The 23,199-nt window shown below is 40.4% G+C and carries 18 protein-coding genes; all 18 read right to left on the reverse strand.

What is annotated here, in order from left to right; all coding sequences use genetic code 11:
- Nucleotides 1-855 (reverse strand): RagB/SusD family nutrient uptake outer membrane protein, encoded by an 855-nt coding sequence (locus FSB73_RS20450; protein ID WP_225974221.1) that lies wholly within the window; start codon nucleotides 853-855, stop codon nucleotides 1-3.
- Nucleotides 821-1,333 carry a family 43 glycosylhydrolase gene (locus FSB73_RS20455; RefSeq protein ID WP_225974222.1) on the reverse strand — a complete coding sequence of 171 codons (513 nt, stop codon included), beginning with the start codon at nucleotides 1,331-1,333 and terminating at the stop codon, nucleotides 821-823. Before FSB73_RS20455 ends, FSB73_RS20450 begins: the two co-directional genes overlap by 35 nt.
- Complete coding sequence (locus FSB73_RS20460) at nucleotides 1,333-2,910, reverse strand: glycoside hydrolase family 43 protein (RefSeq protein WP_146786546.1); 1,578 nt, start codon at nucleotides 2,908-2,910, stop codon at nucleotides 1,333-1,335. The genes FSB73_RS20455 and FSB73_RS20460 overlap by 1 nt, the downstream gene beginning before the upstream one ends.
- A gap of 170 nt (nucleotides 2,911-3,080) precedes the next feature.
- Nucleotides 3,081-3,995, reverse strand: coding sequence for an alpha/beta hydrolase (locus tag FSB73_RS20465; RefSeq protein WP_146786550.1), 915 nt, complete (start codon nucleotides 3,993-3,995; stop codon nucleotides 3,081-3,083).
- Between the two features lie 608 nt (nucleotides 3,996-4,603).
- Entirely contained in the window at nucleotides 4,604-5,866 is a 1,263-nt protein-coding gene (locus FSB73_RS25760; protein WP_146786553.1) for a DUF6805 domain-containing protein, read from the reverse strand.
- A gap of 8 nt (nucleotides 5,867-5,874) precedes the next feature.
- Nucleotides 5,875-7,122 (reverse strand): beta-L-arabinofuranosidase domain-containing protein, encoded by a 1,248-nt coding sequence (locus FSB73_RS20475; RefSeq protein ID WP_146786555.1) that lies wholly within the window; start codon nucleotides 7,120-7,122, stop codon nucleotides 5,875-5,877.
- Nucleotides 7,123-7,316: 194 nt separating this feature from the next.
- Complete coding sequence (locus tag FSB73_RS20480; protein WP_225974223.1) at nucleotides 7,317-9,500, reverse strand: endo-1,4-beta-xylanase; 2,184 nt, start codon at nucleotides 9,498-9,500, stop codon at nucleotides 7,317-7,319.
- A 32-nt stretch (nucleotides 9,501-9,532) separates the two neighbouring features.
- Entirely contained in the window at nucleotides 9,533-10,486 is a 954-nt protein-coding gene (locus FSB73_RS20485; RefSeq protein WP_146786558.1) for a DUF5627 domain-containing protein, read from the reverse strand.
- Nucleotides 10,487-10,526: 40 nt separating this feature from the next.
- Nucleotides 10,527-12,293: a RagB/SusD family nutrient uptake outer membrane protein gene (locus tag FSB73_RS20490; protein ID WP_146786561.1), complete on the reverse strand. Its 1,767-nt coding sequence runs from the start codon at nucleotides 12,291-12,293 to the stop codon at nucleotides 10,527-10,529.
- Between the two features lie 18 nt (nucleotides 12,294-12,311).
- On the reverse strand, nucleotides 12,312-13,940 hold the full coding sequence (locus FSB73_RS25765) for a SusC/RagA family TonB-linked outer membrane protein (protein ID WP_225974224.1): 1,629 nt from the start codon (nucleotides 13,938-13,940) through the stop codon (nucleotides 12,312-12,314).
- Between the two features lie 41 nt (nucleotides 13,941-13,981).
- On the reverse strand, nucleotides 13,982-14,227 hold the full coding sequence (locus tag FSB73_RS25770) for a hypothetical protein (protein ID WP_225974225.1): 246 nt from the start codon (nucleotides 14,225-14,227) through the stop codon (nucleotides 13,982-13,984).
- Complete coding sequence (locus FSB73_RS25775) at nucleotides 14,206-15,336, reverse strand: TonB-dependent receptor plug domain-containing protein (protein WP_225974226.1); 1,131 nt, start codon at nucleotides 15,334-15,336, stop codon at nucleotides 14,206-14,208. The genes FSB73_RS25770 and FSB73_RS25775 overlap by 22 nt, the downstream gene beginning before the upstream one ends.
- 62 nt (nucleotides 15,337-15,398) lie before the next feature.
- Nucleotides 15,399-17,297 carry a RagB/SusD family nutrient uptake outer membrane protein gene (locus tag FSB73_RS20500; RefSeq protein WP_146786564.1) on the reverse strand — a complete coding sequence of 633 codons (1,899 nt, stop codon included), beginning with the start codon at nucleotides 17,295-17,297 and terminating at the stop codon, nucleotides 15,399-15,401.
- A gap of 20 nt (nucleotides 17,298-17,317) precedes the next feature.
- Nucleotides 17,318-20,128 carry a SusC/RagA family TonB-linked outer membrane protein gene (locus tag FSB73_RS20505; RefSeq protein ID WP_262712399.1) on the reverse strand — a complete coding sequence of 937 codons (2,811 nt, stop codon included), beginning with the start codon at nucleotides 20,126-20,128 and terminating at the stop codon, nucleotides 17,318-17,320.
- Nucleotides 20,129-20,166: 38 nt separating this feature from the next.
- Complete coding sequence (locus FSB73_RS20510) at nucleotides 20,167-20,712, reverse strand: STN and carboxypeptidase regulatory-like domain-containing protein (RefSeq protein WP_158639636.1); 546 nt, start codon at nucleotides 20,710-20,712, stop codon at nucleotides 20,167-20,169.
- A gap of 268 nt (nucleotides 20,713-20,980) precedes the next feature.
- Nucleotides 20,981-21,805 carry a FecR family protein gene (locus tag FSB73_RS20515; protein WP_146786573.1) on the reverse strand — a complete coding sequence of 275 codons (825 nt, stop codon included), beginning with the start codon at nucleotides 21,803-21,805 and terminating at the stop codon, nucleotides 20,981-20,983.
- Complete coding sequence (locus FSB73_RS20520; RefSeq protein ID WP_146786576.1) at nucleotides 21,799-22,194, reverse strand: hypothetical protein; 396 nt, start codon at nucleotides 22,192-22,194, stop codon at nucleotides 21,799-21,801. Before FSB73_RS20520 ends, FSB73_RS20515 begins: the two co-directional genes overlap by 7 nt.
- A gap of 110 nt (nucleotides 22,195-22,304) precedes the next feature.
- Complete coding sequence (locus FSB73_RS20525; RefSeq protein ID WP_146786579.1) at nucleotides 22,305-22,898, reverse strand: RNA polymerase sigma factor; 594 nt, start codon at nucleotides 22,896-22,898, stop codon at nucleotides 22,305-22,307.
- Nucleotides 22,899-23,199: the final 301 nt, after the last annotated feature.

A 23,199-nucleotide genomic window follows, 5' to 3' on the forward strand; every position in this document is an offset into this window, starting at 1 on the left:
TTAATTACTGTTATTCATCTCATTACCTGTTAACTGCTTATTATTATCTAATTCAACCTGCGGAAATGGATAATACATTGCCCGCTTCGTCCATCCTATTGCCTTTAAGGGTTCAAGCCAGGTTTCATCGGCCATACCCCAACGAAGCAAATCAAAATACCGGTCATATTCTCCGCAGAGTTCTACATATCTTTCATGTTCAATGATATTTTTAATACTGTTCATCTTTACTCCATTAATGGTTATATTTTCAGCCAGTAATCCATCCACATCAGGGATTGTTCCTTTGGAGGAGTGGTACCAAAGCTGTGGCTGTTCAGTAGGGACTATATTATTTGCCCTGGTACGCACCATATTGATATAGGTTTTGGCACCTTCAATATCGCCAGCCTCATTTAAACACTCTGCATACATTAATAAAACATCCGCATAACGCATCAGCCTGTCATTGATGCCATCATCAAAATCTGATACCTGCACATCAGGGCAATACTTTCTGGTTCCATATAAATCTTTATTGGTGGCTAGGTGTGCCATCCAATAAGCATAATCTGTAACCGTACCATCCACCTGGGTATATTTAGCGCCTCCATCACACCATAAGGTCATATACTTACGTGGATCTCCCTGTTCAAACTCATTATAGGTTTTTTTATTGGGGGCCAAATTCCACCAGGCACCTCCTGTCCCATCAAACATCCCAATTTCCTGCCAGCGCCAAGAATCTGACATATCATCCCCTAGCCAACCAGTGCCGTTGTGCATCTGTACTTCAAAAACAGATTCTGCGTTATTCTCATGTAATTCATCAAAATTCTCACTAAAATAAGGCATTAGACTGTACTGCTTGCCCATGCACACCAGTCATGGGATGTTCCAGCGGCTTAGAAGGGTTTTGGACAGCTGGATCTGCCTTGTTAGAACCAACCTCAGCGTGCTTTTTCTTTGCTGGAAAATAAAAATAATACTTGCCATCCTTAAAAACACAATCAGGTGCCCACATACTATAGGATCCACTATCCACCCAGGGTGCGGTAAATTGAGACAATATTACACCATGATCTTTCCATTCTGTTAAGTTCTCAGAACTAAAAACGTGATAATCCTGCATACAGAACCATCCCGGCTGACCATGACCTGGCTTTGCTAGTATGTCATGAGAAGGATAAATATAGATCCGGTCTCCAAAAACACGGGCTGTCGGATCCGCAGAAAACTGATCTCGGATGAGTGGATTTTGGGCCATAATGCTGCCGCCATAAAGACAGGCTAATAAAACATAATATAAATTAATAATTACCCTCCTTAACTGACTTTTACTGCTTTTCATCATTAATAATTTGTGTGGAACCAATCAAAATCAACATAACCGCCAAGCTTTCTTGTTGGGTAATTAAACAGACAGAATTTATTGCCTGTAAAGATTTTCAAATTAAACGCCATTTCAAGGTCATTGCCCAAAGGTTTGTACTTATCGCCGTCCAAGCTAAAAGCAAAACTGGCTTTTTTGGTGGCATTAGAGGCCAGGGTTTTAAGATAGACTACGCCTTGGTTGATCTGTACGGAATCGATGATCTTGCCATTATTGACCATAATCACAAGATCTTTGTTGGCTTCCCGCTTTATCCCAATATAAGCGTAAGGGTCCTGAAAAACTGCAAGACCTGCTATATCACCTGGTTGCATATGGCTAATATCCACTTTGGTGGTTGCAATGGTGGGCAGCAGGTGGTTGCGCTTAGCAAAAGGTCGCTGGGTCAGGGTGTTTACGGCCTCTGTTAGGTTATCCACTACACGAACTGTATGTAACCTCAGTACACCACTTTTCTCACTTAATGACCATTTGGTAGAATCTGGATTATGGTTCCAGCCCCATTGCATACCAAGTATGGGTGCCTTAAATTCATCATTTGTTGGTAATACTTCCACGTTATAATTTTTACCAACATCCGGTTTCTTATAAGTAATCACACCATGACCATTTTCTCCTGCCACTGGCCAGGTGTCTACCCACTTGACTGGTTGTAGTGATGGGAAACGGCCAAAGGGGCCACTGTCTACAAAAAGCATCGTCCACCACTGACCGGTAGTGGTCTGGATCAGTGCTCCTTGGTGAATCCCAAAAGTAACGCCTTTTGTGGTGTCTCTAATAACAACCCTTTGCTCATAAGGTCCATAAATATTTTTAGAACGAAGTGCGACTTGTATCCCATCCAGGCCCCCATAGGTACAATAGAGATAATAGTATCCATTAATTTTATACACATGTGTCCCTTCCAGACCGGATCTTATATCCCCTGTATAAACCAAAGAATCAGGACCAATTGGGCGGAGATTTTCATCCACTTCGGTCATCATGATCTTACTATTACCATGTGCAACATATATCTTCCCGTTATCGTCAAAAAACAGTCCGGGATCATAGAAGCCTTTGGGTAAATGCGTGATTTTCCAGGGACCTTCTGCCTTATCTGCTGTACACATAAAACCGCCTTCATCCAAAGTAATAAAAAGTAAATAGAACTTTCCATTATGGTATTTCAAACTGGTGGCCCACTGACCGTGGCCATATCGGTTGCCGTCTAAAAGATTATATTGCTTGGCAAAATCAAATCGAGGCACGGCATTACTGCAATAAGACCAATTTACCAGATCATGTGATTTTAAAATAGTCACACCTGGAAAGACAAACATGGTGGTACTCACCATATAATAGCAATCTTTTACCCTTATAACATCCAAATCAGGAAAATCAGCTGCAATTACAGGATTGGTATAAGTACCGTCTCCATTATCTCCGGTCCTGTTTTGTGCAGAAACGCTTTGAAGGGCATGGATAAACAAAAATCCACACAAGATCGTTAACGTTTTTTGGAGAAAACTTCTTTTAAAATACTTTCTAAAACTCATTCGGCTATTCTTTATTTATTTACTTACTTACTTACTTACTTAATTAATTATTTTTTTTAATATATAGCTATCATACGTGCATTAATCCATCACCAAACAGGTAATTCAAATACAAACATATTTCACCTATCGATTCAACCTAGTTTTAATGACTATAAAGCACAGAACGACTAAAGATGTATTTTTGCCCCTTTAGCCGCGTCCTCCGTATTTAGTTTTTGATAATTTGCCAATACTGCAGGATCTATAGACTTAAACAACAGCTGTGAAAATAGATACAATGAGCGTTTCCAGACATGAAAATCATGTATGCCGTCCATCAGATAATAAATATGAGGCACACCAACCTTTAATAAATATTCATGTGTACGTCTGGTAACTGGTAGCAATCCGTCTTTATTACCACAAGATAGCCAAAGTAATTTTAATCCAGCCTTTGCTGTCTTTGCATTCGGCACAAGCTGCTCAGGCTTATCGGTATTAGGAGCAGCCGAAAAAGCGCCTATCCAGGCAAACTGATCAAGATGTGTTAGCCCAAAATTAAGTGATTGACCACCACCCATGGAGAGCCCTGCGATGGCTCTTTTTGATGGATCATTAAGTACTGGAAAAACCGTCTGTATATAAGGAATTAGATCCAAAAGCAAATCCTTTTTAAATTGTGCAAAAGCCCTTATTTTATCAGGTGCCATAATATCGCCTATAGCTCTGTCATCTGCCATAGCCCGACCATTGGGCATAACAACAATCATGGGCACCATTTGGTGATTAGCATATAAATTATTAAAAATAATATCCGGATGGCCGCCATGCAGCCATTCAAATTCATCTCCACCGATACCGTGCAGTAAATAAAGAACTGGATATTTTTGAGTATTTGTAAAACCAGGTGGCAGATATACGAGCGCATTTCTGTGGGTACCAACTGACTTTGAATAATACGTAATTGTATCCAAATGACCATGAATAATGTCTGATTGATAAATGTCAAAATCATTTGGCACTTGAATCATGCCATTTTGGGCGGAGGCTCTTAATGTAAGCATCAATAAAAAAAATAAGATCCATTTTAATTTTGTATGCATTTTGAAAATTTATTTAATTTTGTACGTTTAGGGAAATATTATTTAATATTATTAATAGGGCATTTTTCACAGCCCTGTTGTCGCGATAAAAACAATATGATTTACCTGATTTTCATATTCGATCCTACTATGATTTCCTATTATCCCACCATTGAATTATAAGCTTTCACTGTGTCCAGCTGGCTAATAATTAGCAATTGCTGCTGGCCGCCCACCTGTATTTCTGATTTCACTGCCTTTTATATAACTTTCAGATACGTAAAACTTCTTAATTGAAAGTAATTTTATACAAAATATACTTTATCAGTACAATTAAATTTTAATTTAGAATTTGTAATTATTACAATCGATTGCAATACTTTACAGAAATTTAAATATGTATAAAAATGCTTATCTAGCCTGGTGCATGCTGCTGATTAATCTTTTTATTAAAGGAATTAATGTTATTTAATACTAAAGGTTATTGTCGCTTAAATTTATTTAATCTTATGCCTTATTATATGTATGGATGTTATTCAATTTCGTAGATCAAACTTAAACATTAATTGTATAACTAACAAATATTTTAATAAAAATATAAAATTAAACTGTAAAATAAGGTAATCTTTTTATTTTACCAGTCGAACATCAAATATTCTGGCAGTTGTACATCCCTTATTGGCTACAAACTTGACCTCAATTGAATTGCCCCTTTTTAGGGTTTTGGCAATGGGATAATCTATTGAAAAAAAGCCCTTTTCCTTTTCTTTTGGCCTCTTCACATTGGCTATTTTCTTGTCATTTATAAAAATATCAAAATCAACCACCTTATTAGGGTCCTTGTTTGCAGCGTCCACTACCATATCGTCCGCCTTATTATCCTTTCCATAGTAACCAATGCGCAAATACTGAACTTCTGGCATCATCTTCAAAGTATAAGCAAAATACCCCTGGCTGGCTGCCCGCCAGTGTTTATTTTTAAAAACGCCCCCAAAAGCGTTTTGACTGGTCATTAAATGATCCACCTCTGGCTGCTGTTCTCCTGGGGTGATTTGATCCACAGTCTTCATGGCCATGCGAAGTACCTCTTTATCAGCAGCCGCCAGGCTTGCCTGTCTTTTTGGCGCATCTCCAGGCCTAGCCACAGGCCAATAGACTATATATCGGCTATCATGGATCTGTGAAAAGGGTTCCAGCACCATGTTTTTATCCTTATTTTGCCAGATTAAGGAAGGCATGGTAAAAAGCAAAGGATGATTATTGACTGAATCTTTACCCGTAACGGGTAATAAAGCGTTTGTCAATTCTGTGTGATCACTGATCAGTAAAATTGGCGCTTTTTCTAATGGGCGTAATGGACCGCTGGCAATATGGTCAAAACGCCCTCCATCTCCTATTGGCTTTATCATCGCCATCGTATCTGATTTGGCAGCTAACACAATTGGCCCATGCATAATACTCACCCAGTCTGAATGGTCTGGGAGATTTACCAGTCGATCTTTCATAGGCAACTGCACCATTATCCGATCACCGCTATGCCAATCCCTACGCAACTCTATATATGAAAAATCGTTTAATATAGGACGTATCTGCACCCCGTTTACACTTACTTTGGGCATACGTCCTTTTAACCAACCAGGCTTTCTGATAAAGATAGAAAATGTTTTTGCCCCATTATTTGTACCCGATTTAGTAATCGCTTTTGCGCCAGGCTTGTCCAAAGGGAATTCTACGATAAGTTCCGTTTGCGCTTTTGTTGGAAAATTATTTTGCTGCGTTATCACCCTGTTTTCTGCCGTCCATCGAAGCTTAGAGGGGATAAATAGATTCACAAAAAGGCTATCTCCACTATGGGTGTAGATCATTTCACCATACTTCCCATGGTTTTCCATACCTGTTCCTACACAACACCAAAAATCCTTTTGGGGGCAGAATATACCCGGTAAGCTGAGGGGCGTATAGGCGTAAAATAAACAAAACCGCCTGTACCAGGTTTTTGGGTGGACAAAATATGATTATAAAGGCACCGCTCATAATAATCCATATAATCACCTTGAGGACGGGATAAAAATAAGTCCTCGGTTAATTTCAGCATGTTATAACTATTACATGTCTCTGGTCCCTGAACCGACTCAATCATAGAAGAAAAGTCATCTGTTGGATTAAAATGCTCATAGACACTATTGCCACCAAAGCTAATGGATCGGTTTTCTACCACGGTGTGCCAAAAGAATCTGGCGGCAAGATCATAACTACTGTCTGCTAAGCTAACTTGTGCAATTCTCTCAAAACCAATAACTTTTGGTATTTGTGTATTGGCATGCAGACCGGTTAAACTATCTTTCTTCTGTTCCAATTGATGGACAAATTGGGGCGATGAGAATTTTTTGGCCAGGGTTAGATATTTTTGTTTGCCGGTAATCTGGGCTACGTCTGCGAGCACTGCATTCATGCCACCATATTCTGTACGGAGCATTTGTCTTATTTGTGCATCATTTAATTTAGATAATAACCGGTCAGCCCAATTAGAAAGTTTGATTAGTATTTCTTTGGCCTCCTTGTTACCCCCGATCAAATAACTATCGCGAAGACCAGCAAATAGTTTATGCAGATTGTACCAGGGAACCCATTCTTTATCAAATAAACTAAAGTCTCCTTGAGCGAGCGCCTGCCACATTTTTTTACCTCCAGGTATGCCGCCCACATACCCTTCCAGGGACTGCTGCTGGCACCTGTGGAGTTCCCTGATCATATAATCCATTCTATCTTTACATTCAATATTACCGGTGGATCTATACATTTGCGCCAGCGCAGTCAGATAATGGCCTGCCGTATGCCCATCCAGCCCCATGCTTTCCCAGTTCCCATATGACTGTGCCTTCGCTGGCAGTCCGGCTTCCCTAAGATAGGGTGCTAATAATCGATCGGTGTTTAGTTGCAATATGTAATGCAAATCCGTCTTTTCTGCCTGCAAAAAAGGACTTTCCAAAAGCTGTACTTCAGATAGCTTAAACCTTTGCTGCGCTAACTTGCCACTATATAACTGCTGCAAATCCTGTTTACTTTGCTGTCCAATAGCTGCCAAGGGAAAAAGCATTCCCAATTGTACCAATACAAGCCCAGTCCGTTTCCACCCCTGTCTGATCATTGCTTAATTCTTTCTTTTATTCAACTAGCAACTTGCTGGCCCTGGTGAGCTATTGCTCCTCAGGCCAGCAAGCTGCTAATTGGGTTACTGAATCTATTTTTATGTTGCTTTCTAATAACCTGCAAAAAAGCTAGTGTCTGACTGACTTTTGGCCAATAGGCAACTAACTTGCCATTAAAAAGCACTTTTCCTAACTAATGCCCCATATTTTCTTCAATAGCTTTTGCGGCATATTCATAGGCCAGTTTCCTGACATAGCTCTCGGTCCAAAGACCAATGGGTTCGCCTGGCCTCCAGCTTGAATTAGCGGGGCTATCCAATGAACTCCAAAAAGTGATGCCATATCTTTGGGCAGCCGGGACATTTTTAAAATATTGATCAATCACAAATTTATACATTTCAGCCTGCTTTAGATACTGCTCTTTAGTAGCGTCTGCTGTTTGTGTATTTTCACCCAGGCCAATATCTAATTCGGAAATTTTAATCAGTTTACCGGTAGCTGCAAGTAACTGGAACATCTGGACTATTTTCGCACTATCTGCATGAATATCAATATGCATCTGTGTGCCAATACCATCCACTTTGGCCCCTTTACTTTCGATATAATCCACAAAGGCAATCAATCCTTTACATTTTTCTGTATTGGCTTCCAGGCCATAATCATTTATAAATAATTTATCGGTGGCGTTTCCATATTTACGCGCCAGATTAAATGCCAATACTGCATAATCTTTTCCAATATAATCCTGCCAGTAAAACTCATCCTCGCTTTGAGATTTGCCAACGCCTGTTTTCAAGTTGTAGGGATTGCCATCATCCATAGGTTCGTTAACCACGTCCCATGCATGCACATAATCCTTACAATTGGTCACCATTTTAGAAACCCAGTCCGTTAGAGCACCAGATATAATATCCTTTTTCTCTTCGGCTGTTTTCTCAATAGTCTTTGTTCCTAAATCAGGGTTCTCTCTTTGCAGCGCAATATTATCAATGTAAATCGTCCCAGCATAATTGCCATAACTAAATAAAAACCGGGTTCTATCTGCCGCACTCACCGTAGCCTCTATTTCAACTTTCGTCCAATCTGTGGTAATATTAAAATCAGGAAAATTATCGCTGGCATAATTTTTTGTTTCCTGAAACGAGGCATTGATGACGCCAGCCGTGCTACCTTTAATATAAAAACTTAGTTTATAAGTAGAGCCGTTTTGGAATGGAGTAGAAAAATCATAAGCGGTTTGTGCTTCCCAGCTGTTCACCACTGAGGGATTGGTCATCTCAAGTGCAGCTCCTCCGTTATAACCTTCAGATGGCCCTGAAAGGCTTCTGACAGAATTATTGCCCCAACCTGACCAACCATTTATATTTTCTGCCTCAAAGTCTCCATTTTCAAATAAATTAGCCTCCAGCCCAGAGCTGACATCTTTGTCCTCCACTAAAAGACTATTAATATCAATCATATAACTTACGTCACCTATATATCCTAAATCCATGTTCAAGTTAAAAGAACTGGCAGTAGTTTTAAAATCCCTTACTATAATTTTAACTTGCTGCCAGCCTGAGTTGGTCTCAAAAGCTTCAGTTTCACTACCTGTGCCCATCCAATCTGTCCATGGATATTGATTATTCAAATCTTCACTAAAAGAAATTCTGCCCTTACCTGGTTTATCGGACTTAATATAAAAGCTAACTACGTATTGATGCCCCTGCTCTATTGGAATAACCGGCGTATGAAGGCTCATATCCCAGGCATTGACCGCCGAGGAAGCGCTGACCAGTTTAATAGCACCACCACCTGCCATTCCACCGGTTGCTTCTATGCCCGAAGAAGCCGCTCCACTCACGTTCCATCCGTTTAAATCACCAGCCTTTAAACCAGAAAGGTCAAAAAGGTTACTATTAGATTCTACGATTTGGGGAGCAATCAAACTTTTTAAATAAGTCGCATTTTGATTGGCATGCCAGCACAGGGTATGTCCATATAGGGACATACCCGCCTCTTTGGCGGTTTGTATTAGTGTATTGACATTATCCAGGTTTAAACTACCATCTGCTTGTACGACCGCCCCATGCTTCATAGCATAACCCAGTACAATTTGCTGGAAATTTCGGTTGACCATGCGGTAAAACACACCTTTTTTTATATAATCTCCTAAAGAGACCCCAACTCCAAGATGAAAATCCGAATATTTAGTTGAATCTATATATGATTTAAGGGCTGGATAGCTATTGATATCTTCTTGGGCGGCCACTTCATCTGGTTTGGCTACCTCAAAAAGCAGGGGTTTATATTTTGAACAGGCACTAAGTAGCAGTGTTGCGGTTAAGGCGACCATAAGTAGGCCCTTTATATGGATATTTGTATTATGCTTTTTCATAAAGTAATAGTTTTTTGTTGCCATGTTTTTGCCTAAAATGTTTCTAAAGTAACACCTCTGTTGCGCATCACCAGCGTATCTTTTGTAGCGATATGAATATCTGGCAAATCAATTTCATATTGTAAATAAATGGCATCTCGATCTTGATCCCCCCAGCTTTTCTTTTCCCCTTTTGAGACAAATTTTCCGCTGCCAGTGGCACTTATTCCTGTGGTCGAAGAACTGACGGTGCAATTATTTTGGTCGTCAAAATGTAGCAGTAAATTACAGTTAACATTATAACCGTCTTTATCTTTAAAGATTAAAGGGAAATTGACATCTTGTAAGGAACTGGTGGTGAGTTGCTGGATATCATCTTTTTCTACATAAGGTTGATGTCTGCTTTGGGTCGCATCTAGTTCTGTATGTCCATTTTTTCCGGTGATCTCATCTACGCCACGGCGCAGGTAGTAACCATGCCAGGGGTTGATATATTTAATAGCATAAAGGGTATAATCTTTTTCGCTTAAAAGAGAATCAGCTCCTGTAACACCGGTCATTTTAAGTGGGATAACATAGGTGTTTTTAATGGCACCCGGGTCCTTAAAAAAAGCATCGGTCAACTGGACCTCTACTGCACCAGTAATGCTGTCTTTTGGAATTTGTATAGAACTTGAGCCAAGTGAGTAATAATCACTGGGCATGGCCTGAACGCTAGAACCGTCTGTAAAGTTTATACCATCCACCAGGTCATTATCAACGGCAATGGCTATTTGAACATTTTTGCTATTTTTATATACACCGCCCAAGGTGGCATAGATCTTACATTTATGTTGATTGTCTAAGTCTGTATTGACAATATCTTCTCCCAAAGTAATGGTGCGTACCGGCCTTTGATAGGAAAAGTAAACTGTCTGGAATTTATAGTCTTTAAAGACAATATCCTTATTATGACAAGCGCTTAAGCCAAGTACTGCAAGCAGTATAAATAATACCTTCGTTTTCATTTGTTTCTTTTTATTATGTTGTTGCCTATAAAGAATCCTTTTACCAGCCTTTATTTTGAACCAGATTTGAAAATTTCAAAGTTTCACTGTACGGGATGGGGCCATATTCCATATAATCCTGATACAACCTATTTTCCACATTAATTGTAGAATATTGATTATTTTTAATGCTGGTACCCGTGGCGGTTTCGTTTAAAGGGGCCTTCCATCTTCTTAAGTCCCAGAATCTAAATCCTTCAAAACAAAGTTCAAGTCTGCGTGCATTTCTTATTAGGATTCTCATCTTATCTTTATCCGTTTTAATCGACTCCAGATAAGCGTCCCCATTTTGTGTACCAATGCCTGCTCTTTGCCTAAGGGCCTTAATCACATCATATGCCGAATAACTATGCCCTCCAGTGCCCGTTGGCCCCCAGGCCTCATTGGCTGCTTCTGCATAAATTAAATAGATCTCGGTATATCTTATCAGTGGCTTATAATGACGCTGGGTGGTGGTAGAAGTACTACTCAAATTGACATCTTGACGGAGCAGCTTTTTTAAATAATAGCCAGTTCTTGTAGAGGTCTCAGTCCTATCTAGGCCATCATTGGTTCCACCGTCCGCCGCCGTTTTGATAACCGTGTTGTTTACGCCAGCCTTATCGCCATTAACCAAAATAAAATCACTGAGCCGGGGATCTCTGGAATTATACGGATTATTGGAATCATAGCCGCTACCTGTGGCGCCAATCGGATAGCCATTTGCCATCGGGAAGGCATCCACCAAATTCTTGGTTGGATTAACCCGGCCTTTGCCATTAAGTGAAGGGGGAAAATTATCGGCTTCTAAATCATTGCTTTCACTATAGTTGGATCTCCAAAGAATCTCGTCTGGATTTTGGCCCTCAGCCAGCGCGGCGATTTCACTGGCATTACCATACCAGGTCAGCCCATTTGCAGCCATTCCAGCAACACCTCCTTTTAAATCGATAATGCTTGCAGCATCATCTGCGGCGCTGGCCCATGAGCCTCCACTGGCACTGCTATAGGCAGGGCTTGCGGCCAATAGTGCTGCCTTTGCCCGGATAGCCATAGCAACCCTGCCTGACAACAACCCACTCATGGTTTTACCCATTACCCTGTTATACTGTTCCTTGGAAACGGTGCCATATTTGTCGGGGATCTGACTATTGTCTGTCAGATCTTTATAATCCACTGGCAAGTATGTGGCCGCCAGATCCAGATCTGCCTCAATTTGTTGCAGGCACTGCTTAAAAGTTGACCGAGGCAGGTTAAAATCATCACCAACGGCCTGTGAATGGAGTACGATCGGCACCCCTAATAAGGAGCCGTCCTGACCATAACCGGCATGTGCCTGTAGCAGATAATAATAAAACAAGGCCCTCAATCCATAAGCTTCCCCTTTAATGCGCATATTGAAGAGCCTGGAAACTGTCGTATCCACGGCCCAGTTTACTTTATCAATTTGCTCCAGCGTCAGATTAATATACTGTATGGCCGCAAAACAATTGCTCCACTGCTCTACCGGATTGTTGTTGGCCGCCCATTGTCCGGTAGCCATTTTTAAAAAACTACTCGATTTATCGTTGGTAACGGCATCATCAGTAGCTACATCATTAAAGGACCAGCTGTTAATAGGGATCCTAGTATAACCATTTAAAATAAGCCCATATGGAAACTTGGCGTCACTGGGATTGTAAGATTCCTGTAACTGGCGGTTATTTTCAATTTGTGGCGTAATGAGGTCCTTGCAGCCGCTGGACAGTATAGCCACCAGGACAAGGTATATGAGGAATTTATTTTTCATTTCTATAATTTTTCGATTTTAAAAATTTGCCTGGACACCAATATTATAAAACCTAGTTTGAGGCGCACTGCCAATATTTAATTCCAATACATCATTTTGCCCGGCCAAAGTCAAAATATTGGAGCCGCTTATATATACCGAAAGAGCCTTTACAAACTGTTTGCGTCTTAATAAATCAGTCATATCATAATTTAGCTGTATTTTAGAGAGATCAAAGCGGTCTGTTTTATACATCCAGAAATCTGATGTCCTGAAGTTATTGTCACTGGAACCAGTAGTCAACCGAGGATAAGTTGCGGTAGCTTTTGTGGCCTCGGTCCATCTGTTTCTAACTACCTCTGAATACTTACCATCCCCATAGACCCAGTAATAGCTGTTGTTTTTTATCCCATAGGCGCCGTATCTTCCAATTGCGTATAAGAATAGGGTCAGTTTTTTATAAGTGAGTGTAAGATTCATGCCAATGGTAAAGGGTGCCCCAAACCAACCACCTTTGCCTAAAAACACCTCATCCTGGCTATTGATCACGCCGTCACCGTTTTGATCCTTGTATTTTATATCACCTGGATGCACCTCTCCAAAGGATTGCGTGGGAGAATTATCAATATCCTGCTGACTTTCAAAAAAGCCAAGATTTTGCAGTCCCCAGATACCATCAATATTTTTCCCCTGGCGGTATTGATAATCATCTTCATAAACCTCAGCCCTTTGCGTGGCTTTTGTATTGTAATAGGTGCCATTCAGCCCAATATTTACATCCAGTTTACCCAGCATTTTATGATAGTCCATACCAAAATCAATACCTGTTCTCAGGTCATTGTCATAGTTGACATAAGGAATAAAAGAGGACACTGGCCAATAAGAGGTAAAGTAAGATGGGAATAATGAGGCCGCTTGAATAATATTGCCTTCACTTGAACTGCGGAAAAAATGGCCATTTAGCTGTAAACTACTATTAAAAAAGAGTCCTTCGAAACCCAGGTTAATCTCTTTTCTTTTTGGAAAGCGCATATCTGGGTTATCGCCTCTTCTGGATTCTGTCGCCTGAAATCCAACGCCGTCTTTCCAACCATACCAGGAGCCATTTACGGTGTAATAGCCTTGGTAAATGTAATAATCACTGATATCCAAATCTGTATTAAGTATGCCGGCGCTTGCAGTTAATTTTAAATCATTTATGAAGCCAGTTCCCGAGTGCATAAATTTCTCCTTGCTGATTCGCCAGGCAAGAGATAAGGTTGGGGATAAGGCTTCCCGATGCTTTTCTGGCAGCTTGGCTGAATGCACGTAGGCGCCATTAAAATCCACATAGTATTTTTCATCGTAATTATAGCCTAGGTGGAGCCCCAGATTTGCATTACTGACTCTATGATATATCTGTGATTCTGATTGCTGGTAACCATTGGCGACCAACTCGGCGGATATATTGTTTTGATTGCCAAATGTTTGATCATAGCTAAAAAGCCCATAAAAGGCAATCGTTTGACGATACCAGCTATTACTGGCATTTTGGGTACCAGAAGTAGCGTCGTTGCCGTATTTATTCAGGCTGCTAATCAGATCTACTCCTGAATAACTATTCCAGATAGGTTCATAAGTAGCATAGTCATAATTGTAAGACAGAGAATAGGCCGTAGCATAGTCCACGGCAAAATTGGATTTAAATTTAAGTCCGGGTAAAATATCCTTTAAATCAGCATCAATACCAGAGCTAAACTGGAATTGTCTGGATATATATTTATTATACCCTCCCGCATAAATGGTGCCCAAAGTGTTGGTCTGATCGAGTTGCGTGCCCCCAGTAAATATTTACCATCTATAATATGATTGCTGTTCTCTACATATAATAAGGAACTCTGATCATCCCCTTCAATAAAATCTATGGGAATCAGCGGAATAAACCTGTTTGGTCTTACAGTAGCTGCTGCCCCCAATAATCAGCATTAATTCCCCGACCGTCATAGAAACTTGCTGTAGCATCAATTCTGCCTTTAATAAACCTGTTGATCTTTATATCCACATTGCCTCTCAGGCTAAAACGGTTGTTCCTGTTTTGTTTGGCCATACCAAAATCCAGCAAGGAGCCTTCCGTATAAAAGCCCATATTGGTATAATATCTGGCTTTATCGTTACCCCCAGAAATCTCCGCCGTTGCATCATAACGGTTATACACCCTTTTAAGATAGTTATCTGAATAGTAATCCACATTTGGATACCTATAGGGATTTTCTGCAGAGGCGTAATGATAAATTTCCTGCTGATCGTAAAGCGCAGGCAGGCTATCATTATTTCTTGCCTCATTATATAAGGTCATATATTCAGCGGAGCCAAGATATTTTGGATAAGCGACGGGCACAAATGCACCCATGTTGGCCCGGACGGCTATTTTGTTATCAAAGGGTTGTCCGCGCTTGGTGGTTATATTAATCACACCTTTGGCACCTTTGCTGCCATATAAGGCAATAGCGCCAACTCCTTTGAGTACTGAAATCTGATCTATTTCTGAAGGCATTACGTTATTGGCATCCCGAGGCACCCCATCTACCAACATTAAATAAGTGCCCATCCCCCAGATGCTGTTGCCATTGTAGCCGGGAACAAAAGCCTCCAGCCCATCCAGACTGCCGGTAGTATAATTCTTGGTTAAAAGCGCCTGTTCGTCCACAACGGAAACATCACCAAAAACATCTGCCTTGCTGATCCTTTGAAATGGGGTTTTTACGAAAATGGTATCCAAATCACTGGCAGTCAGCCTAATAATACTCAAACTATTTGAAGCTGGTAAGAATTTTGCCTTATATCCCAGCGCGGCCACTTTTAAGTTTTCCCCAGGCAAGACATTTAGGGAAAACGCGCCCTGGTCATCAGTATAGGATAAAATACTATCCCGCTCCTGGCTTTGCACCAAAGCACCCTGAACCGGTTCATTTTTGCTATTATACACCTTAGCCTTAACCAGTATGCTTAGTCCTGATTGCGCCAAAAGCGCTTTGGAGCCAAAGGCGCAAATTATATATATTATTAAAATTATTAATAATCTCATCGAATATGGTTTTAAATTGCAGATTGCAGTTTATGTAAAGATTTAGTTCCCCTTAGACAATGTTACCATCCAGGGTTTTGATAAAAGCTCGGGTACAGGGTGACATCACTGGTTTTTAAAGGCAGCCAGTAGTGCTTCTCGGTAAAATGCCTTTCTAAAATTGTGGATTCACGCAGATTTTTAACCTCGTTATCCTCAGGGGCTGTGGTACTAAAGGTTCCTGCACGGTCAAAATAAACCGTCTTTTTGAGTGTATATGGACTTTTAATCAGAAGTAACCAGCGCCTTAAATCATTAAACCTGTGTCCCTCAAAAGAGAGTTCTACTGCTCTTTCCCGGCGCAGTTCCCCCATAAATGCGTCCAAGGAGCCGGTAAACTCTGCCGCTACATGACCCGCGCCTGCCCGATCCCTGATCACATTTACTGCATCTATGGCTGACTTTCCATAAGCCGAGACGGCAGCTGAAGGAGATCCATAGCCTTCAGCCACGGCTTCTGCGTACATTAAATAAACGCCTGCCAACCGCATATAAGGAATATGAACATTTAAACTATGGGAATAACCATAACCATCATCGTATTTATTACAGGTGATGGGAATGAACTTTCTAAGTAAATAGCCAGTACGACTTCCGGTACTTGGGTCTCTGTAGCTGCCCCTACCATTAATTGTTCCATCTCCATAAAGATTGGCATAACGATTAGCCTCATCTGTTGTTGAACCTTGTACAAACTTGACACCGTCATAAACAATATCATTATAGAATCTAGGATCTCTGCCTTTCCAGGGATGCTCAGGGTCATATCCGGATACTGGGTCAGGTTTTGTGATATCTGGAATCGGCAACCCGTTGGCCATACCGTAATAATCTACATAATTAGCCGTCGGTGCAAATACAATATCACTCTCACCGATAATTTTGGGTGTATATTGTTTACTGGTGCCCCAATTGGATGAATTGGCATTATAATATGGGGATCTGAAAATAGCTTCGGTTCCTCCTGGCATCAACCAGTTCTGTCCTGTGGTATAAAAATTATCTGAGTACTTGCCAAATGGCAGGAGCTTATAAGGCGCCTCACCGCTTTCACAAAGTTGTAGTACTTCGGCTAAGGCATCTGCAGCTTTTTTGCAATAGTCTTTATTATAATCCGTTGAACCTGTGGATACAGAATTCATTAAGGGACTACCCGCCCATAGCAGGTCTTTGCCCAGGTAGCTAAGGGCCATAATCTTATTGATGCGGAGTTCATTTTTACCTAAGGTATTTTTCCCGGCAGTTGTATTATCCCAATTGGTGGGCAATAGTTCTGCTGCTGCCTTAAAGTCAGCGGCGGCCTTATCTGCACACTGATCATAGCTTAGCCTGGGAAGTGTTAAACGCTGATCACTGGGTAAAAGGGTATCGATATAAGGTAACCCCCCAAAATACTGCATGAGTTCAAAATGAAACCAACCTCTGAAAAACAGCAGTTGCCCTTTAATCAGGTTTCTTTCCTCGGTTGTAGCATCTGTTAGTTTATCCATATTGGCCAGGCCTAAATTGGCTTTGCTGATACCATACCAGCATAGTGGCCACAGGGATTTATGAAAGCGGTCGTTGTCAGTGGAAGTCGCTGAGCGGTCCATCCAGCCACCCTGCCAGCCGTCAAACTCAGACTGCCAACCCCAGAAATTGCCCAAATCAATTTTGTTGACAAAGTGAAAATCTTGTGAAGTGGACGAGATCTCATCTTCTCCCCAATTCCAGGAATTGGTCCAATAGGCATTGGAGAAGTCGGGAACACAATGATAGAGTTCTTCGGTAAATCCCTGAAAATTTGTAAAATTCTTATACGCATCCACTCCACTGATGGTAGAATCTGGACTCTTGTCCAAATATTTCTCGCAGGATGACAAAAAGACAACACTAACTGCGAGCCAACTAAGTAACATAAATATTTTAAAATATCTTTTCATGATTTGCAATATTTTTTGGGTTAAAAGGTGATATTAAAACCCAGGTTATATCTTTTGAGCGTTGGATATGCACCCTGGCTGGCCCAGCCGCTACCGGCAAAATTGGATTCCCTGTCATCTGGCATTTTGGTCCAGAGCAGAAGGTTGTCCCCATTTAGATAAACCCTGATATTTTCCAGACCGGCCTTTTTAATAAAGTTCCAGGTTTTACCAAACGTATAGGCGATCTCCGCGTTTTTGAGTCTCAGGTAAGATCCATCATACATATACTGATCGGCCCGGTAATAATCAGGCGGCGTTGAGAGCCATCTGGGAAGCGGAACTGTTCCGGCAGTAGCCGTCTTACTCCAATAATTCCCTTCTTCATAAGCGATATCTACCTGCCCTACAAGGCTGCCAAATACAACTTGTCTGGTAACATTGGTGACACCGTAGAACTGTACAAAGGCGCTGAACCCTTTCCAGTCAAATCCAACGGTAGTATTGTAGGTGTTTTGTGGCCAGCCTGTATACCCATAAGGAATGTTGTCATTTTGATCAATCACGCCATCTGCGTTATAATCAATAATATTATAATCTCCCGGTAGCTTATTAACGTCATTGGTGTTATAAGGGGTGCTTTCATAAAGTTCGTCCCAGGTGTTATAATAGCCTGCGCTGACATAGGAATAGGCCTGGCCTACTGATTTACCTGCTTTTTTCTGATAATCAGGCAAGAGTTCCGCATCATCCTCTTCAATTACTTTATTGACAGTATGACTCATATTAAAATCAATATATACTCTGAATGCATCATTAAAGCTCTTGTTAAGATGTAACTCTAATTCATAACCTTTCGCATTAACTTTTCCCAGATTGGCGGCGGGGGCAGAAAATCCAAAATAGGAAGGAACGGATCGGTTGGAACCTGCAATAAAGATTTTGGTTCGTTTATCTTCAAAATAATCAAACTTTCCTTTCAGAAGTCCATGGAATAGTTCAAAATCAACACCGATATTGCTTTTAAATGATTGTTCCCATTGGATTTTGGCATTGCCTAAAGAAGTCAGTGAATACCAGGTATAGGTACTGGGCTCGGCATCTACTCCTGATGTACCCAGTAGTGCATTGCCTGTATGTGCCCACTGATCCTGATATAGCCACCTGAGATTATTGATATTATCATTACCTGTCTGTCCAACAGATGCCCTGATTTTTAAAACGTCAATAAAATCAAGAGACTGCATAAATTTCTCTTTGCTGACTACCCAGTTGACACCACCGGAAGAGAAATAAGCAAACCTACTGCCCTTGGCAAACTGCTCAGAACCGTTATAGGCGCCATTATATTCAATGGTATATTTATTCTTGTAGCTATAGGTTGTTCTAAATACCCAGTCTTCTCTGGAATGAGGTACTTCACTGCCAGTCGCATATTGATTTCTGTTCATAAGCCCCATTGCCGTAAAATAGTGATCACGGGCAAAGGTTCGACTATAGTTTAATTGTAACTGATAGAAAATGCGTCTGTAATTGGAGCCCACATTTCCAGCACTGGTGGACCAGTTGATGCCTTGTTGAAAATCAAAATCAGTTACCCCATCATAAGCTTGTTTATAGGTGACTGCTCCTGTTTCTGGATCTACATATTTCATCTGGACACCATTATATAAGTCATTAATTCCTCGATTGTTTTCGATAAAGGTGTTATCCAGAGAAACTGTCCCGGATACTTTTAGTCCCTTGGTTATCATACGAAGGTCCTGATCCAATATAAAGTCTGTTGTCATCCTGGCAGTGGTAATCTGCTGGATGCCGCCTACAGAGATATTCAATGCGGAATTCGCTAACCCACTATTGGGAAGGCTAAAACCCCAGGAGCCATCCGGATAGATAGGTAAAAATGCATCAGGTGGGGTGGAATATGCAGACAGCCATAGGGTTAGACCGGTTACATAGTCGCTTTGTGAGAAGTTCCAAGGTGTTTTTTGCACGCCATAAGATCCACTTAGGTTGGTTTTAAAAATAGTGGTTGGGGTTAGTTGAAAATCAAGGTTGCTTCTTACATTTATCCTGTTGAATCCAAATCCGGGTTTGTATCCCCGCCCATTATCATATACTTTGAAAATATCCCCTTCGTGCAAGTAATCTACATTGGCAAAATATTTGACGAATTTGGTTCCGCCACTTATATCTACACTGGCATTTTGGCTCATAGTGTAGTCTTTAAAAAGTACATCATTCCAATCTACATTAGGATACCTTTCCTTATCCTGTTCATTAATAGGATTGCGATATTTATCCAATATGGCCTGCGGCAAATATTTATTCCAGCTGTCAGGCGTCACGTTCAGCTCATTTTCTATTACCTGATTTCTTAACTTAAGCGTATTGTAGGAATCATATTTCTGGGGTAATTTAGAAGGTTGCTTCATAATGGTATTCACCCTTGCCGAGATTGCTGCCTTGCCCAACTGCCCTCTTTTTGTGGTAATCAATATGACACCATTGGCGCCCCTGGATCCAAAAACGGCGGTGGCAGAGGCGTCTTTTAAGACAGTAACAGTGGCCACTGAATTTATATCCACACTGTTCATTGGCCTTTCAACGCCATCAACGAGTATTAAAGGAGAAGAGTTATTCCATGAATTATTACCTCGAATAACAATATTGGGATCCTCTTCACCTGGCAAACCGGTACTGGAAGTGGTAATAAGGCCTGGGACATTACCCGTGAGTGCTGCCCCAATACTAGATACACCTCCCGCTCTTTCCAGTACAGCTCCAGTCGTTTGTGAAATGGCTGCAACCACGCTTTCCTTTTTTTGGGAGCCATAACCAACAACCACCATTTGTTCTAAATCGTTGCCCTGCTGTTTAAGGATTATATTTAAGGTTGCATTATTGTCAACGGGATCTGTTGGGTTTCGTAGCCGATGTAAGCGAAGACGAGAATAGCATTTTGCGCTGAAAATGCCAGGGAATAATGCCCCAGATTATTTGTCGTTGTTCCAATCTTTGTTCCTTTAAGATATACGCTGACGCCCGTTAATGGTTTTCCAAGGGAGTCTGTTACTGTCCCCTTAATCACCGTTTGCTCTGGCAGTACAATGACAGGGGACAACTTTTGAGCAGGTGCAATAACTTTTCTTTTAATACCTATGGTATTGTCAGAGATGTAAAAAGAAATCGGAAGTGTTTTAAAACAATCTTTCAATACGCTTGTGATATCTTCGTTTACGGCGTGTACGCTTACCTTAGGTAAATCATTAAGCACATTTTTCTCATAAAAAAAATGATAGCCTGTCTGTTTTTTAATAACGGTAAAGACTTCTTCGATGGAAACATTTTTTGCGTCAAGATTAATCTTTTGACTTAAAGCAGCTGCATGAGCTCCAATGCAGGCAACGATGATCAAGATGGTTGTTAACTTCATAACCAGCAACGATTTATAAAGCTTTCTGCCTTTATTAGGCATCAGCTTCCTGAAAGCGTAAAAATCCATATCTTTGTAATAGTTTGGGTTAAACGTAAATTGTTCCAACCAACCTAGCGGTTTGGTTAACTCAAATTCTCTATGACCGGGGGTGTTGCGAGCACTTCCGGTTTTTATTTGAGGTATTTTTTATATTGCTTTTATATATGTTCTGTCGAATTATGCCATAATATTATTTTGTTTTTATAAATGATTTTTTTATTTAATTTCAGGGGAGTATTGTTATTTTTTTCCCATCCAGCTTAAAGTCAACATTTTCAAACTCAAGCAGTTTTAGAAATTCAGACAAGTTCATTTTTCTGGAAATACTTCCGGCAAATGTTCTTTTGGGGATTTTTCCAGCATATGTCACATCAATATCATACCATCTGGCGACCTTTTTCATTACTTCACCCAGATCCTCATTATCAAAGTTCAATGCACCATTCATCCATCCGGTTATATTTTCTGTATTTACTTTAATTACTTTGATCTTGTTGGCAGCACTTGTGGCTGCTTGTTGTCCTGGCTTAAGCAAGCTGGAATTTTTTTCGGTGGAAACTTTTACACTACCATGCACTAAGGTGGTTTTTATGAACGGTTCATCTGCATAAGCATTAATATTAAATGCCGTTCCAATATCCTCAATAACTGTATTGCCAGCTTTTACCGTAAAAGGCTGCTTTGCATTGTGCACAACCTCAAAATAAGCCTCACCGGTTATACTTACCATTCGCTGCTGTCCGCTGAATGCCAATGGATAATGAATCGAACTAACGGCATTTAGCCAGACTTTGGTGCCATCTGGAAGCGTTAATTGCCACTGCTGTCCTCTACCCGTTGTGATATCATTATAAAGGGGAGCATTGGCTTTACCAACATAGGTCACACCGTTTTTGTCCTTTAGAATTTTGACACCATTTTGCTCTGCCACCAGGCCGTTTTGCAAGTTATCCAGCGGTATAGCCTTTCCGTTGGCTAAATGCAAGGTGGCCCCACTTTGTCCAGGCGCAATATTTTCACCTGGCAAAATGACTACAGGAGCCTTTACCACTGTTTTATTGAATCTAGCCCGATTGCTATGAAAAAATAAGCTGCAGTGGAACAGCAAATTAACAGCAAAATCACTGCTGCCCAGGCGTTGTTCTTAAATAAGGAGCGAAATTTATTGACCTCTTTGTTGTCAACTAGGTGCATATTTTTCACTCCATGATCCGTATTGTCCTTTTGAGCCCCGAGACTGGGTTGTTTTTTGGCATCAGATAATAAACGCTGCAGCATCTTCTCTCTTAAAGCTTCCATTTCAGCTTCAGAAAGCTGGCGCAAAGACGCTTGTTTTTTACTGATATCTTCATACCAGCGCTTAAGTTTTGCATCTTCCTCCACTGAGGTTAAGCCCATAATATATCTTTCAATAAGGTCTTCTAATGCTTCTTTTTCCATCTTTAATGTGGTGCCGTTTGATAAGATGACACCATAAGTGAAGCCGAACCCTAAAAAAAATAAAAAAAAATAAATGAAAGGAAATATTTGTTAAATAAATGAGAAAAAGACTAAAAGAGGTTCTTTATAAATAATAAGGCTATTAATAATAAACGAGGATTATGCGCATGCTCTAATGCGCTTCGAAGCAGCTTGAGCGTTTTAGTAATATGATATTCAATAGCTTTAGTCTTCATATTCATTTTTTCCGATATATCAGCAATGCTCATTTCATCTTGTCGACTATAAGTATAAATTAGTCTGGATTTTGCAGGCAGTGTTTCAATGACTTCGTTTAAATAGGCTTCCATAAATTTAGCCTCGATGCGCTGCTCTTCTTCTGAGCTCAATGTATTAAACTGGTAGTTTTTGAGTAATGCTTTACGTCTTTTGGTTTTTAGCAGCATAGTAAATACGCCATACTTAATAGCGGTATGAAAATAAGCAGGTAATGAACGTACCTGAAATTTCTCCGGATTGGCCCATAATTTTAAAAAAATATCATTGACAATTTCCTCAACGGCTTGTTTATCCGACGTGAACTTAAATCCGATTTCAATTAACGCTGCCCAATAACGTCCATAAATTTCCGTTAAAGCCTCCTCACTGCCCTGCAAGAGTAATTCAAGGAGCTGATTGTCCGTATATGTACCAAGTGCAGACATCTTCGAGTGATTTAAATCTAATAAATAACTGTTTTACAATTGATTAGAATTCTATACTTTGCTTAAACCCATTGAAACTCAAACACTATTTGTATTTTATACAATTATTCCGTTTTCCAAAATAAGTTAATAAAATTTGAACAAACAAATAAAAATGGGATTTATTTATGCTTTGGTATTAAAATTTGCTAAAAGCAGGCAATTGCCACTAATGACCAAAAGATTGAAATATAGATAAGGATTGCCCTTTCTATTTCTATTAAATAAAGATAAAAAAGAGATAACCACTTAGCACTTTTCA

Origin of the sequence: Arachidicoccus ginsenosidivorans, from assembly GCF_007971385.1 — a bacterium.
In the GTDB taxonomy this organism is placed as follows: domain Bacteria; phylum Bacteroidota; class Bacteroidia; order Chitinophagales; family Chitinophagaceae; genus Arachidicoccus; species Arachidicoccus ginsenosidivorans.